Here is a 14,364-nt window from a genome sequence, read left to right on the forward strand (position 1 = left end):
TTCACCTCCATAAAATCCTTTTTATCCCTCTGCCCCTTTAAAACACCGGCCAAATCACTCCAGAAGCGCTATCTTTCCATCCAGGAACCAGATCTCCCGTTCCAGATCCGCCACTTCTTTTGTGTATACCTTTACCTGGAATTCACGTCTGGAAATAGCTGAATCCACGCCCTCCATACCCTGCTCTTTATTCGATTCCAGCTGTTCCAGCGCTTTTTCAGAATGCTCCAGATTGTCTTTTGCCGCGTTCAGCTTTCTCTGCAGATAGCTGCGTTCGTCGTAAAGCTTCTCCAGCTGTTCCTGGCGTCTCTGCTCCTCCAGAAGCTCCTGTTCCGTCATCTCGCCGCTTCCCAGCGTGCACCCCGCCTCTTCCAGACTGTTTTCTGCCAGTTCTGAAACTTCTTCTGTCTTTTCATTCTCATATTTTTCATTCTCATATTTTTCGTTCTCGTATTCCTCATAATCCATCCATTCCATGCTCATGTCTCTTTCCTCCTTTCCCTGTCCGCTTTTGTATACATCAGGTCCTGCCGGGGATTCCTGCGCCGGCTTTTTCCTGCGGCAGGTTTCTATCTCACATCCTGGCCCGGCGCGGGCATCTTCACCCAGGCCGCCGCGTCGTCCTCGTCTCCGCAGATGATGGCGTTTCCTTTCTCCAGCGCGGGGATAATATATTTCTGATCATCCCTGAGCGCCATGCAGGAGGCCATGATTTCCTGATCGTCCGGCGCGGTCAGCCGGTGCACAATCTTGTAATTGGTGTTTTTGACAGCTCCCTCGATGAGCCGCGTGGGTACCTGATCCACGACCACCAGCCCCTGTCCGTATTCCCGGACCTCTGAAAGCAGGTTGTCGAACAGGTCGGCCGCCGCCTGCTGGGGGCTTCCGCTGCTCTTCTGTACCTGAGGCTTCAGAAGCACGTTGTGGGCCTCCTCCACAAGGGTCAGGTGGCAGAGACTGTTTTTCTGGGCCCTGGCCCTGTATTCCGGATCGTTGGTGTAGCGTGACATCCGGTACTCGTAAAGGGCCTGCATCAGAAGCGACATGACAAGGGATTTATCCTTGCTGCCCGCCAGCCGGCTGATGTTGATCACGGCGTTTCCGGAAAACAGCTTATGGTAATCCGTTGATTTGGGCACGTTCAGAATCCGGCCCCGCATCCCCCTGCGCAGGGATTTGAAACGGGTGAGCAGCACCTCGGTCAGATTGTCCCGGTTCATATTCGCGTAGGACTTGTGCTTCATCACATCCCGTGCCTTCTCCAGCATCCTGTCGATGTCCGGATATTTCGGCAGAGGCTCCGTGATCCCGGCGTCATAATCGCAGTCATTGCGTTCCGCAAAGTCCCGGATCGTTTCGTCCACCACCTCTTCGATCAGAATCGGCACGACCTCCTCGGAAGGCAGGCAGGCGTTCAGCAGGGTCACGAAATTTTCACAGTGCTGCAGCAGATCCACCTTCGCCCCCGGAGCCGCCGCGGGCTCGTAGGGATTGATGCGCAGCTCCTCCACAGGCGTTCCGTCCACCTCGCTGACTCCCGGCATGTAAATCGTAAATTTCTTCTCGTCCGGCAGATGCCTGTTCTGCTCGATGGCCCAGCGCACATAGTCGTCCTTGGCCGGCTCGATGACCATGACCGGAATATCCCGGCGGATCACCTCCGAGAGAATCCGCTTGCAGGTGGTGGATTTTCCGCTTCCGGTTCCGCCTGCCACCAGCGCGTGGCGCACCAGGGAATTGACGTCGATGTCGTAGGTCGTATTCTGGATGATACCGGTGTCCACGATATTTCCCAGCGTAATCCGGTCCCCGCGGATCACCGCAGGATTGTTGGCAAATCGGACAGCCGTCTTCACGAACCGGAGGCCCGGCACATCTCTGCGGGGAAGGGAGGTAGCCAGGCTCAGCTCCCGGGTATTGATGGGAGTGCTCAGATACTGGTACACTCTTCCGAAAATATGCCAGTTTTCCTCTGCCCTCTGTTCTTCCCGGCCCGTCCCTTTTTCCTTTTCTGTCTCTGAAGGCCGGGAGGCCCGTTCCGCCATCGGAAGCAGCTCGAACCGGTTGCGGACGATCTGCAGGGCATTGGAATCAGGCCGGAACAGATGGAGCCGGATGGGCTCGAAATAAGTGGTATCGCCGGAATAGACCGACCGGAGCATACCCGTAACCGTCACCACATCTCTGGGAGAGGTGCCCAGCACATAAACGCCTGTGTTCCAGAATCCTAAATTTCTGCCCTCATTCAGGCGGGCCACATGATGATCCGTGACCACTTCCGCGTATTCTGCAAATTTATCCAGATATTCCTGATTGGTGGAGGCGGAGCCGCTGACAGAAGCCTGCTTCTGCTTATTCAGCATTCCTCCGATCTGGCTGCCCATCATCATGCCGATGCTTCTTCCCATGATACCGCCCAGCATCGAACCGCCGATGGCCCCCAGCACCGTACTCAGAATGGAAATCCCCATTCCGATGCCTCCCTGCTCCGACATGGACTCGCCCCTGGAGAGGGACTGGCCCGCTGTCAGCCGGACTCCCGTATGGATCTGGCTTCCCAGCCTCCGGTAACGGGAAATGATATCGGAAATCTCCTGATCCCGAATCGGGTCCGCGATCACCAGCATGGCGTAATCCTTTTCCGTGCCGTACATGTCACGGATGCCGAAAGCCAGCTGATCCAGAGTCTGCAGCATACCCTTTTTCTCATTTTCCCGGAAGGAGGGAATACCCGTCACCGCGCCAATGTAATTCATGTCCAGCAGCGGCAGATTCACCTCATCCACAGCCTTTTTCTCATCCAGGGTCCGCAGCCCCATGCCCGGCATGGAGCCAAAAGCCGCCTCCCGGATCTGCTCGATAGCCTCCTCTGCCGCCACCTCCTGCCGGGAAGACACCGTGCCCAGAAAGAGCTTCGTCTCGCCCTGATTTCTCAGCAGAAGGAAAATCAGGCGGTAATCCCAGGCGTGCAGGCTGGACAGAACGCCCTGCCAGCGTGAGAGCAGATCGTAGCTCTCGTTTTCGTTGGGATGGATGGGCAGCCGGGTGATCTGAAGCCAGTGGATCTTCTTCGCCCGCCTGGAAGTCTCCGGCTGAAATATTTTTTCAGAAGTATAATTCAGGTAATCCCGTTCCAGAAGCTGCTCCAGCATGGTCTGATAAAAATTATCCGGCACCTGGATATCCAGCTCCACCTTCTGATCCTGAAGGCTCAGCTTCTTCAGAAGATCCCGGGGCCTGACGTCCATCAAAATGTCTTCTTTTAATTTTGCCATGATAGTTTCCTGTGTCCTCCTTCCCTTTCGGAAGCTGCTGCTGTTCTGCCCGCGCCGGGCGGCACGCTGCTCTGATCCGCTGCTCCGGTTCTCTGCTCCGGCCTCTGAACTGTCTATATCATACCCGGCCTGCGGTTATCCGGGGGCTGTTCTGCTTTTTTGCGGGGCGAAATGGAAGAATCTCTTTCCCCGGCTTGTCCTGTCACAAATATATACATGCAAAAGCCAGCACATACGGTGCAAGAACCACCAAAAGATAACCCAGATACACCAAAAAATTTACCTGTCTTTTCAAAAGACGCTGCCTCTGCGGATCACTTTCCCTCTGGGCTGCCTTCTGGTAATTTCTTGCAATTGCAAAAGAGCCTACAGCTATCAGCCAGCCCACAAGCCCCATTATTCCAATAAGTAAAAATGCCTCTCCAAAATACATCCAGCTGCTTTCTTCCGCCATCCAGAGAGCGCCCAAGGCGGACATACCCGCCGCTATCACCGCCGCAAAGAACGCATTCGCGCCAATATTCAGCAATGGCTGCAGCGAAGTACTGCTCTGCTGTTCCAGCGGATCTGGTTTTGGGTCTGGTTTTGAGTCTGTCTTTGGAGCTGGCGGGGGCGTCGGATCAGGCACAGGTTCAGGCTCTGGGGCTGGTTCCTCCACCACCCGGTAGCCGCACTCCGGACAAAACAGCGCTCCTGGCTCCAGCTCCGCATGACAGTGCTGGCAGTATTCTTTTTCTCCGATATGTACCAGAGCGCCGCACTGGTCACAGAATTTCGCGTTTTCTCTCAACGATGCCCCACAGTTTTCACAATATTGCATAATCTCTCTGTCTCCTTTTCCAACGTATCTGCAAGCGCTGACCTGACGGCGTCTATTCTCGCAGCGCTCCACCAGCCTTCGCGCAGTTCTTTCAGGATCTCTTCTTTCTGAATATTCCGTCCTGATTTCTAACCAAGACAGCTCTGGATCAGCGCCGCGATTTCCTCCAGTTCCCGCTTTGCTTTGCTTGAATACATTGCATAAATAAGAGGAATCTTTTTCCCATCTTTCATAAACAAATTTATACAGGGATTTTTCCAGACAGAGCCTTTCTGAAACTGAACATAAGCAATGTCCCTCATACGGGCAACTACCCGGTCAGGCTCTTTCCCTTTTGCATGCCGCACTTCAATTCGATCTTTAAAAATCCAGACAGGCCTCACCGTTGAAGCCGCTATGATTTTCAGAGGCCGTTCTTCTTTCTGCAGTTCTGAATCTGGAATGGGATTCGGCGAGGGCTGCGGTTCTGGGTCAGGTCTCGGTTCTGGCTCCACCCTGTATCCGCATTCCAGGCAGAACAGCGCCCTCGGCTCCAGTTCTGCATGGCAGTTGCTGCAGTATTTTTTTGTCTCTGCTCCGGCATCCACCTGCGTACCGCACTGATCGCAGAATTTCGCGTTTTCTCTCAACGATGCCCCACAGTTTTCACAGTACATATCACGATTCCCCCTGATACTTCACCTCGACACTCTGCACTTTCAGAGAAATCCCCTGCTTCTCTAAGGTGTCTGTAAGCATATGGGAAATGTTCTCCCCATAATAATTCAGGCAGAATACGGCCAGCTCATCTTTTGTCTCCTGGGGAAACGTCTTCAGCATCGCCTTTACCGCCGCTACGGGCAGCCCTTTCGTCTTGGATAAGATTCCTGAAATCAACGCGTTATCCGTCTTTGAGGAGAAATGCTCTGCCAGCAGAGGAAGCAATGTCTCCAGCGCCCTTTCATAATCTACTTCATCGACCTTCATCTTAATCTCTATCATACCTGCCTCCTCATTCCTTTGGTTCAAACAAAAATATTCCATGATTTACTGTAGTTGTATTCAGGTTTTAAGTATGCCATCCTGATTTCTAACCAAGACAACTGCGAATCAGCGCCGCGGCATTCTCCGCCTGTAGATTTGTGCTTCCTGACGTATAATTGAGAGAGATTTTCTCTCCGTTCTTCATAAGAAGCAGAATACAGCCGTTTGTCAGGGCATTTACTTTTCTGTTCTGAACAAGGCTGATATCGCGCATCTGAATAATGAGCCGCGGATTTTGTTCTCTTATCCCTTTCCAGAGTTCCAGCCGTTCCTCATAAATCAAAAGACTCAAGCCAAATTCCGAAAGATTTTCTGTTCCTTGCATACGGCATGCAAACGGCCCTTCCGCCTGCCCCAGCAGCTTTGCCTCATTCTGCGGCTCCAATATGGAAGAGTCTGGATTGGACGGTTCCGGTTCTTCCACCACCCTATATCCGCACTCCGGACAGAACAGCGCTCCCGGCTCCAGCTCTGAATGACAGTTTCTGCAGTATTTCTTCGTTTCTGCCCCTGCGTTTACCGGAGCGCCGCACTGACTGCAGAATTTTGCCCCAGCTCCCAATGACGCGCCGCAGTTTTTACAGCACATTTCACGTTTCACTCTGATGCTTCACCTCGATGCTCTGTACTTCCAGGGAGATCCCCTGCTTCTCTATGGTATCCATAAGTATTCCTCTTAATCTCTATCATACCTATCTCCCTATTCCTTCGACTCAGACAAAAATACTCCATTCCATGAACGGCTCGTTATGACAGCAGGCTGCGGATCAGGGAAGCAGTTTCCCGGATCTGCTGACTTGCTTTCTTCGTTCTGTCTGCAATGTACAGAAACCTGCGCTCCCCATTCTTCATAACCAGCATAATATATCCATTCCTCCGGAAGCTTTTTTCCTCATCCTGCACCAGTCCGATGTCACGCATGTACAGGATCACAGGCTCCAGCCTCTGCTTTTTTCTGCAGTCACGAAGCTCCAGTCTGTCCTCATAGATCAGTAAATACCTGTTGTAAAATCCCGAGCCGTTTATTGTTTTTAAATATAAGAAAGGCCCTGCCGCTTCCCCTATCAGTCTCGGTTCCCCGGATGGCTGCTGCTCCGGATCTGGTACAGGCTCCGGTTCCGGACCGGGATTCGGCGTGGGGCCCGGATTTGGCCCCGGCTCCGGTTCTGCCCGGTAGCCGCACTCTGAGCAGAATACCGCTCCCGGCTCCAGCTCCGCATGGCAGTTCTTACAGTACCTTTTTACTTCTGCTCCCACATTTACCGGAGCGCCGCACCTTCCGCAGAAGCGGATATTTTCCGGCAGCGGCGCTCCGCAGTTTTCACAATATGCCATATACTCCTCTTTTCTGCCGCGTCAATCCTTGAAGAGCTGCATCCGTAAAATGCACCATCCGCCGCAGCTCTTCAGGGATTTTTCTCCATACGAGGCATATTTCCATTCTTTCACAACAGCACTTTACTTACCTGCCATTGTCACAAGCCAAAGTATAAACATAAAAATCAGAAACCAGAATATCCATTTGACAATCGTCCCCAGACATCCTGTTTTCTTGCCCCGGGGAGCCGGGGCTGGCACCGGATTCGGCTTCGGCTCAGGTTTCGGATCTGGTTTTGGATCTGGCTTTGGTTCCGGCTTTGGATCTGGTTTTGGAGCCGGCGCCGGCTCAGGGTCCGACACCACCCGGTAACCACATTCCGGGCAGAAGATCGCCCCCGGCTCCAGCTCTGTATGGCAATTCTTACAATACTTTCTCGTTTTCGTCCCGGTATTCACCGGCGCACCGCACTGACCGCAGAACTTTACGTTCTCTCCCAGCGGCGCGCCGCAGTTTTCACAATATGTCATATGTTTTCTCCCTCTTCATTCTATTTCCGGTCTTCCAGACCGCTTCCGCACACCGGGCAGGTTGTTTTATCACTAGAAAAAAGCAAGCCGCAGACCGGGCAGATCTTCCGGCTCAGCTTTCCGGCAAGACTCTGCGCCACGCCCGCATTTGCGGCCGCACCGGTATCCGCCGCTGTGCTTTTGTTTTCCGCGCCATCACAGACCGGGCATCGCCCGGTCTGTCCGTCCAGGGAGCTGCCGCACCGGCCGCAGAATCTGCGCCGGGGCCGCTCCGCCTGGGCCTGCTGCCCCGCCAGCGTATCCTGCTGAGTATCCTGCTGAGTATTCTGCTGCGCAGACTGAGTCTGCCGCTCCGCCTGGCTGTTTTGGAGCAGAGACGGCTTTTCCTGCTTTTCCGGAGCGTCTATGATCTTCTCTTTTTTTAACAGAACCGCGCCCTGCTCCGTGATCGTGGCTATCGCGCGGCCGTAAAGGATATCGTCCTTCTGCTGTTCTTCTATGTAATAGCCGTTCTGACAGGACGCGCAGGCGATTGCGTACTTTGTGTTGATCGTCACTGTCTGAATGTAGAGAAGGCTTACCTTCCTCTGTACCTCCATCAGCTGAAGCATGCGCTCCTGCTTACAGTGCGGACACTGGAAGGTTCCCAGATTTCTGATGGGAACGAACCGGTCTGTCGCTCCAAAGCCGTTTACCGTAAATCCACCCATTACGCCATTCCCTCCAGTTCTGTCTGAATCTGGCTCAGAATCTCCCGGATTTCAGAGACTGCCGTCCGGATCTCCGCTTTTCGTTCCTCATCCTGGCGGGCTACCATCGCGGACTGTTCCACCTGCTCCTGAGCCGTGCGGATCTTATCCCCGTAATATTCTGCCAGCTGCTTCTTTGCGTTTTCCCCCAGCTTTCCATAGACAGAGTCAATGGCCTGATTTACAGAGGCCCGCAGCCCCGGATACTGCCTGCCGATGGAACGCAGGATATCCGGCGCCTTGTCCGCCATCTCCTTCTGGCGCATGGCTCCTGCCACGCCGTCCGCCACCAGGCTCAAAAGGGCAAGGCTTCCCACCTTGGACACCACATAGCTCACGTTGTCGCCTTTCGTCCAGGTCCGGTTGTCCAGAGTAAAACGGAAACCATAGGAGCTGTTCACCGTGGTTTTAGAAAGCTTTGCGGACAGTTCCGCCGAAATCTCTTCCAATAGATCGTAGAGATACAGGGTATGCTGCTCGATACAGCGGTTCATTCCCTCCTGAATCGTATCGATGCAGTAAAAGGTGTAATATTTGCTCAGCTCCGCAGCCGGTATGTCTGTGAGCGTTCCTGCCTCCTGCTGCATATCGTCCAGCAGCTCTCCCATCCACATCCGGCTCTCAGCCTTCATGGAATCTATGAGACGGTCGATCCTGCGTCCGGTCTCCTCCTGCGTCCGGATCTGGCTTTCCTTCTGCTCCTGAACGCGCTCCATGGCAGCCTTCACGTCCTGGCTGCTCATGGAAAGCCCGTCCTCCAGCGCCGTCAGACTCTCCGAGAGCTCCGCGATCATGCCCCGGGCCAGCCGCTGCATCCGATCCGGCAGAATCGTCTCCTTCTTCGCCTCCACCAGCCGGTTCAGCTCCTCCCGGAACCGGTCAAAACGCTCCCCCAGCTGCGCCTCCATCTGAGGATTAGGCCTCTCCTCTCTCAGCTGCCTGCACCGCTCATCCAGGGCGCTTAAGAGCCAGGGTTCCTGGCCCGGAAGCAGGTTCTGAATCCGGGAAACCAGAAGACTTCTCATTCTCTCGTAATCCTCTTCGCTGTTCAGCACATCCAGATAATTTCCCACCAGAAGCAGATCCGTGTACTTCTGCGGGACAATCATGGTCTTCAGAAACAGCTGTTCTGTCTGGGACAGCGGATAATTGACAGAAAACACATAGACCACCGCGTCTGCCTGGGCCAGAGCCTCCTCCACCAGCCCGCCGAAATCCTGCATGGAGTCTCCCAGACCCGGCGTGTCCACCACAGCCGTCTGCTTCAGAAAATCGACGGGTCTCTGGAGCTCTATCTGCCGGAAGGAAAAGCCTGTCTGGCGCATCAGGGCTTCCAGATTTTCTCTCTGCATCTCCTCATCGGACAGCTGCAGCTTCTTTCCTCCCGGAAGCACCGCCTCATTGGAATGAGGGCCATAGATGATCCGGTTCAGGGCCACGGTCTCCGGCGTCACATTGACAGGTGTCACGTCCTCTCCGAGAAGGGCATTGATCAGAGAGGATTTCCCCCTCTTGAACTCTCCGCAGACCACCAGGGTAAAGGGGTCGTTCCGGCGGCTCAGAATGTCCTTCTCCCAGCGGGCGGCCAGATTTATGAAGCTCTCTCCCAGAAGACTGCGGTAACGGCTGTCGAATCGGAACACCTTCAGCTTATCCAGCTGGTTCTCCAGAAGCCGGGTGATCTCATCCGGATCGTATGTAATTCGATTCTCTATTCCTGCTCCCATACTCTTCCCCCTCTACTTTCCTTTCCGTATTACGTCCACATAACGGCGGCAGCGCTCGTCCGTCTCCTCCTTCGTGCAGACGCTCTGTCCTGCTTCCTTCAGCTCCGGCCTCCAGCGGTAAAATACCTCGCACCGGGCAAATTCCATCTCTGCCATGATCCGCCGTACAGCAGCAGGATGATCCGCGAACAGCTCCTCCAGGCGCACCAGCGTGCCCATCTGCATCTCCAGCTGCTTTTTCAGGGCCTCCAGATTCACCGTTTCTTTATCGCCTATGGCCGCGCCGTAGAGCAGCTTTGCGTTTACGCTGTAAGCGTCCTCCACCCGCTCGCTGCAGATCATGCCTGCCCGGTCGCAGGTCACCTCCGCCGCCCGGTCCCATGCGTTCAGAAGAAACTGAACGCCCTGGGTCATCAGATTCATCAGCTGAACGGAGAGCAGGCCCGCGGCAGAGGTCCCCGCAGCCACCAGAATCTGTCTCAGTATATCGTAAATACCATGCTGATTCTGAATATGGCCGCATTCATGGCCGATGACGCAGCGCAGCTCTCCCGGCGTCATTCTCTCATACAGGCCGCTGTGAATGATAATCAACGGCTCGATATCATCTGTACATATCGTAAGGGCATTCAGCGTCTGATCATTGATGATATAAATATTGGGGATGCCGATTCCCAGGATTCTGGCACAGTCGCAGCCCATCTGGTAGACATCCGGATACTGCTCCGGCCCTACCAGCAGCCCCGATATGTTGATCTCCTGCAGCGTCCGGCTGGCGTAGGTCCCGCATATCTTCTTCGCCACACTGTAAAAATGAGGAATCGCATCCAGCCGTTTCCGGTACTCATAGTCTGAGGAAAAGGCATAATCCGGAAGGCCGTTTCCCGACATTCTTCTCTCTTCCACAGCCTTTCTCCTCGCCGTGTAGGCGCGGAAGCTGTGCTCCATGCTGCGGAGCGGAGACGGATTCTCCTGATCCGCGTAATTTTCTCTAAGCATAGGCTTCTCCTTCCTCCATCCGGCCGCCCTTCAGCACCTTTCCTACCTTGGCGGATACCGGTTCCAGCTTCTCCAGAATCTGCTTTACCGTTCTCTGGTTTTCCTCGTAATCCTCCTGAAGCTTCTGGCGCTGCATCTCGTTCTGGAGCAGATCCTCCTTGATGGCGTCGATGGTTCCCTGGGTATCCTTCAGCATAACCTCGCATTCCTCTTCCAGGGCCGCGGTAAGGCTTTCAAATACGCCGGACACTCTCTGGCGCACCCACTGCTCCAGCTCGCCTCTGGCTTCCATATCCGCGATCATGTCGTCCAGATTCTTCTTCATCGCGGCGCGGATCTCCGCCAGCTTCTTTTCTCCCACATCCCGCTTAAACACTTTTTTCACAAGGAATTTACTGGCTACAGGGCCTGCCGCCAGCGCGATCAGGGACAGCGGAAGAGCAGGAAGGGAGATCGCCATCAGAGCCGCTGCAGTGGCGAGCTGGGCCGCGAGACCGGCCGCGCCTCCGAGAGCCGCGCCCTTGAAGCCTGCCTCCTTATAGCCCTCGATGATACCGCCCAGGCCGAAGCCACCTACTGTCATGGCCAGCGCATACTCGGCCGCGATGCTCAAGGAATCTCCTGTCTTCCAGGAAGCTCCCGTTCCAATGCCCGAACGCAGGGAATCCAGACGGCTGGATACCTCCTGGGCGAAGCTGCCCAGACGGGCCGCCTCCTTTCCTGCGATATCACGAAGCTGCATTTCTATCTTTTCCGAAAAAGCGCTCATGGACGCTTCCATTTCCGTGCTGACTGCCTTCTGCAGCTCTGCCACGGCAGCGTCCTGCCCGCCCTTTGTACCAAGCGTGCCCGTGTCTATATAAGTATTGTCCAGCGTATCCAGAAGCCTCTCCCGAAGAGTCGGATAAAAGTCCGCCACCTGCCCTGTCAGCTGATCCCTGGCCGCAATGGCATTGTTCCGGAGCCTCTTCTTTTCTTCCGTCTTCTGGGCGCGTATTGTCTCGATCTGCTCGAGAGCCTCCTTCTGCTGCTGCTCGAACTCCTGGCTGCTCATCTGGAGGGCGTTCTTTCTCGTCTCGATGGCCTTCAGGATCTCCTGGGCGCCGCGTCCCATGACGCTTAAGGGAATCTGAAGCTCCAGGGCTCCCCTCTCTTCGGTCAGCATCCGCGTCAGCTCCTGCTCAAAGGCCAGCGTGCCGCTCTTCTCTATCAGCTTCAGATCGCCGTCCATCTTTCCCTCCAGAGCGTCCAGAGCCGAAAACGGAAAGACCTTGATATTGCCCAGCTTTCTCTTCGCATCCTCATACTCATCAGAACCGGCTCCATAGTTTCTCTCTATGCTTTCCAGAACCTTTTCCTGAATCCGTTCTTTGATATTTTCCACGGCGGCCTCCCGGCGCGACGCCGGGCGGACTGTATCAATCTTGTTGACCAGGAACAGAAGCCTCCCCAGATCGCTTGTCATCAGCTTGTTCAGCACGAAATCCGCCTCGCTCATGCTGAAGGGATTGTCCGGAACCAGCACCATGATGACCACGTCCAGCTTCGGAATGATCTCCTCCGTGATACGGCTCATCCGCTCGTCATCGTTGAGCCCCGGCGTATCCACAATATCCACGCCGTTCTGGCAGAATTTGCAGGGGTAATACACCACGGCTTCCTCCACCTTTGCCGCCTGGGCCTCCTTTTCCTCATCCAGCTTCGTCACATAATCCGGCAGCTGATCGATCCCGATTTCCATCTCGCTTCCATCCCTCATCTGAAGCATTACATGGGGCGTCATATCATAGGTCACCCGGTTCATGGTGGCTGATGTGGGAAGAATATCCGCCGGCATGATTTCCTTCTCCAGAAGGGAATTGATCACCGTGCTCTTGCCCCTCTTAAACTCTCCGAGAATCCCCACCGCGAACTTGCGCCTCTCCAGCTTTTCCCGGCTGGCCTCCAACTGCTTTGCCGTCTCCTCCAGATTCATTCTGGCGGCCGCTTTCTGCATCTGGACCAGGCCGGTATTTACCTGCGTCACCATATTCTGATAGCTTGTGTATCTTGCGTCATTATTCATAACCTTTCTCCCCTTCCATAGTATTTGAAAGCTCCTTTATAAAATCCGCCTCCAGGCGGCTGTTTTCCTGGGCAAGCTTCCTGAGACGCTCCAGAAGCTCCGGGCTCTGAAGCCTCTTTTCCCTGGCTTCCCACTGCGCGATCCGGGCATTCTCCGCCTGGTACAGGGCCATCACAAGCTTATTCAGATCTTTTGAGACCTGAGAGGAGGCCTGCTTCAGGCTCTCCGTGATCTGGATCTTCATCCCGACACACCAGATATTCACCGAGTCGGAGACTGCCTGCCGGACATAGACGATCAGATCCGGGGCCAGCAGCAGAGCTCTGGCGGGAACCGGACTTTTCGTCCAGCTGAAGCGATTTATCGGAAGCTCTGTGGAAAATGGCTGTGAGCCGCGCAGCTCCTCCGCCATCTCTCTGACCTTTTCCAGCCTGCTTTCCTGAAGTATGGGAAGACTGCAGATCTGATCCATCAGTCCCTGATACCAGACTGTGAGCGCCTGCGCACAGAGCTTCTGCAGCTCCGGCCTAAAGCTTTCCTGGATTCGCGCGTTCAGGTCCTTCATACTTTTTACGGCCTGAGCCTGGAGCGTCCGGTCAATCACATCTGCGTCCAACACCCGCACCGTGGACAGGCATCTGACAAAGCCCTTCCCTGTCTCATTCCGTATTTGGGAAAATTCATCTGTCATCTGCCAGAGCTTCTGTTTCAGGGCGTCCAGAGTCTTTATGTCTGCCAGCGTATAGCAGGCCTCCGCAAATTCCTTTCTCCCCGCCTTCAGCCCTTCCTTTCGGTCTTCGCACTCTGCCCTCAGAGCCGGCAGCCATTTTTCATAGTCCTCTGCAATTTTCCGGACGGTATGGACCGCTCTCAGAACCGTATTGTTATTCTGGCTGGCCAGGATAATCTGAGGCAGCCGGCTGTTCAGCCCCGCAAAGCCGCTTCTTTCCAGCAGCTCCTCATCCCCGTACTGCCGCGCCTCCAGAGCGTCCAGAGAGCAGACGCCGAACAGGATGGGCTCTTTTAAAATCCGGCGGAATTTTTCAAATACAGGCTCGTTTTCCCCATGGGTCTCCTGCAGCCGCGCATACGTCTTTTCGGGAATCTGTGAGGACAGGTAGGAGAGAAATTTCTTTCTCGGCTCCTCCCCGCGTATCTCATCGATCTTCGTCACCACCACTATGATCTGACAGATCTCTTCGCTCTCCAGAAGCTTTGCCATGAACCGGCTTTCTGTCTCGCTGAACGGGCTTCCCGGCGACAGGGTCACGACGGCCAGGTCGATGTGCTCCAGCTGGGACAGGGTCACGTCGTTCATCGCCATATCGTCATTCATGCCGGGCGTGTCGATGAGGTCCACGTGATTCTGGCAGAAGATCGAGGGGTATTCCACGACGGCTTCCTCTATCTGGGCGGCCGCGTTCTCCGATTCCCTGGTAAGCTTCGTCACATACCGGGACAGCTCCTCGATTCTGACGTCCTCCCGTCTTCCATCCCTGTAGCAGAGATATGCCTTCGGCACAGCTCCATAGGTAATCCGGTTCAGAGTCGCTGTCGTGGGAAGCGCGTCTGTGGGAAGGATCTCCCTTCCCAGCAGCGCGTTGACGAAGGTGCTCTTTCCTCTCCGGAATTCTCCCACCACTGCCACCCGGAATTTCCGTGTGCGGATCAGCTCCTGCTCCTTACGAATCTGCGCCAGAAGCTCCTGCACTCCTGTCAGCTCTTCCATTCCCTCCCAGAGCTGTCCGAGCCTCACCAGATATTCATAGGATTGAAATTCATAATACTGATAATCGATTGCCATAGCTCCGGACTGCTCCTCTCATTCGTACTGTCTCTTCCGGCTTTTTCCGAAAGA

The 14,364-nt window shown here is 54.8% G+C and carries 13 protein-coding genes and 1 pseudogene; all 14 read right to left on the reverse strand.

Translation table 11 applies throughout. The features are described from left to right. Positions 1–54: 54 nt before the first annotated feature. The 14 genes and pseudogenes from B5E77_RS06570 to B5E77_RS06630 all read right to left on the reverse strand — a co-directional run bounded on the left by B5E77_RS06570 (position 55) and on the right by B5E77_RS06630 (position 14,310). Positions 55–483 (reverse strand): hypothetical protein, encoded by a 429-nt coding sequence (locus B5E77_RS06570; RefSeq protein WP_087164576.1) that lies wholly within the window; start codon positions 481–483, stop codon positions 55–57. A gap of 86 nt (positions 484–569) precedes the next feature. Continuing rightward, positions 570–3,275 carry a helicase HerA domain-containing protein gene (locus B5E77_RS06575; protein WP_087164577.1) on the reverse strand — a complete coding sequence of 902 codons (2,706 nt, stop codon included), beginning with the start codon at positions 3,273–3,275 and terminating at the stop codon, positions 570–572. A gap of 202 nt (positions 3,276–3,477) precedes the next feature. Next, complete coding sequence (locus tag B5E77_RS06580; protein WP_087164578.1) at positions 3,478–4,095, reverse strand: zinc ribbon domain-containing protein; 618 nt, start codon at positions 4,093–4,095, stop codon at positions 3,478–3,480. 128 nt (positions 4,096–4,223) lie between these two features. Next, a complete protein-coding gene (locus tag B5E77_RS06585; RefSeq protein WP_242963644.1) occupies positions 4,224–4,589 on the reverse strand; it encodes a hypothetical protein in 366 nt (121 codons plus the stop codon). 6 nt (positions 4,590–4,595) lie between these two features. Continuing rightward, positions 4,596–4,751: pseudogene (locus B5E77_RS17780) on the reverse strand (zinc-ribbon domain-containing protein); the annotation flags it as partial. A 1-nt stretch (position 4,752) separates the two neighbouring features. Beyond that, the gene (locus tag B5E77_RS06590) at positions 4,753–5,076 is read right to left on the reverse strand and encodes a hypothetical protein (RefSeq protein WP_087164580.1); all 324 of its coding nucleotides are present in this window, start codon (positions 5,074–5,076) and stop codon (positions 4,753–4,755) included. 88 nt (positions 5,077–5,164) lie between these two features. Beyond that, positions 5,165–5,719, reverse strand: a complete 555-nt coding sequence (locus B5E77_RS06595; protein ID WP_204248022.1) for a zinc ribbon domain-containing protein — start codon at positions 5,717–5,719, stop codon at positions 5,165–5,167. A 146-nt stretch (positions 5,720–5,865) separates the two neighbouring features. Then, positions 5,866–6,453, reverse strand: coding sequence for a zinc ribbon domain-containing protein (locus tag B5E77_RS06600; protein ID WP_087164582.1), 588 nt, complete (start codon positions 6,451–6,453; stop codon positions 5,866–5,868). Between the two features lie 123 nt (positions 6,454–6,576). Continuing rightward, positions 6,577–6,966, reverse strand: coding sequence for a zinc ribbon domain-containing protein (locus tag B5E77_RS06605; RefSeq protein ID WP_087164583.1), 390 nt, complete (start codon positions 6,964–6,966; stop codon positions 6,577–6,579). 20 nt (positions 6,967–6,986) lie between these two features. After that, the gene (locus B5E77_RS06610; protein WP_087164584.1) at positions 6,987–7,676 is read right to left on the reverse strand and encodes a hypothetical protein; all 690 of its coding nucleotides are present in this window, start codon (positions 7,674–7,676) and stop codon (positions 6,987–6,989) included. Continuing rightward, complete coding sequence (locus B5E77_RS06615) at positions 7,676–9,442, reverse strand: dynamin family protein (protein WP_087164585.1); 1,767 nt, start codon at positions 9,440–9,442, stop codon at positions 7,676–7,678. Before B5E77_RS06615 ends, B5E77_RS06610 begins: the two co-directional genes overlap by 1 nt. Before the next feature lie 12 nt (positions 9,443–9,454). Beyond that, a complete protein-coding gene (locus tag B5E77_RS06620; protein WP_087164586.1) occupies positions 9,455–10,441 on the reverse strand; it encodes a M48 family metallopeptidase in 987 nt (328 codons plus the stop codon). Next, positions 10,434–12,506 carry a dynamin family protein gene (locus B5E77_RS06625; RefSeq protein ID WP_087164587.1) on the reverse strand — a complete coding sequence of 691 codons (2,073 nt, stop codon included), beginning with the start codon at positions 12,504–12,506 and terminating at the stop codon, positions 10,434–10,436. The genes B5E77_RS06620 and B5E77_RS06625 overlap by 8 nt, the downstream gene beginning before the upstream one ends. Next, a complete protein-coding gene (locus B5E77_RS06630; RefSeq protein WP_087164588.1) occupies positions 12,499–14,310 on the reverse strand; it encodes a dynamin family protein in 1,812 nt (603 codons plus the stop codon). Before B5E77_RS06630 ends, B5E77_RS06625 begins: the two co-directional genes overlap by 8 nt. Positions 14,311–14,364: the final 54 nt, after the last annotated feature.

Source organism: Lachnoclostridium sp. An131 (assembly GCF_002160825.1).
Taxonomy (GTDB): domain Bacteria; phylum Bacillota; class Clostridia; order Lachnospirales; family Lachnospiraceae; genus Laedolimicola.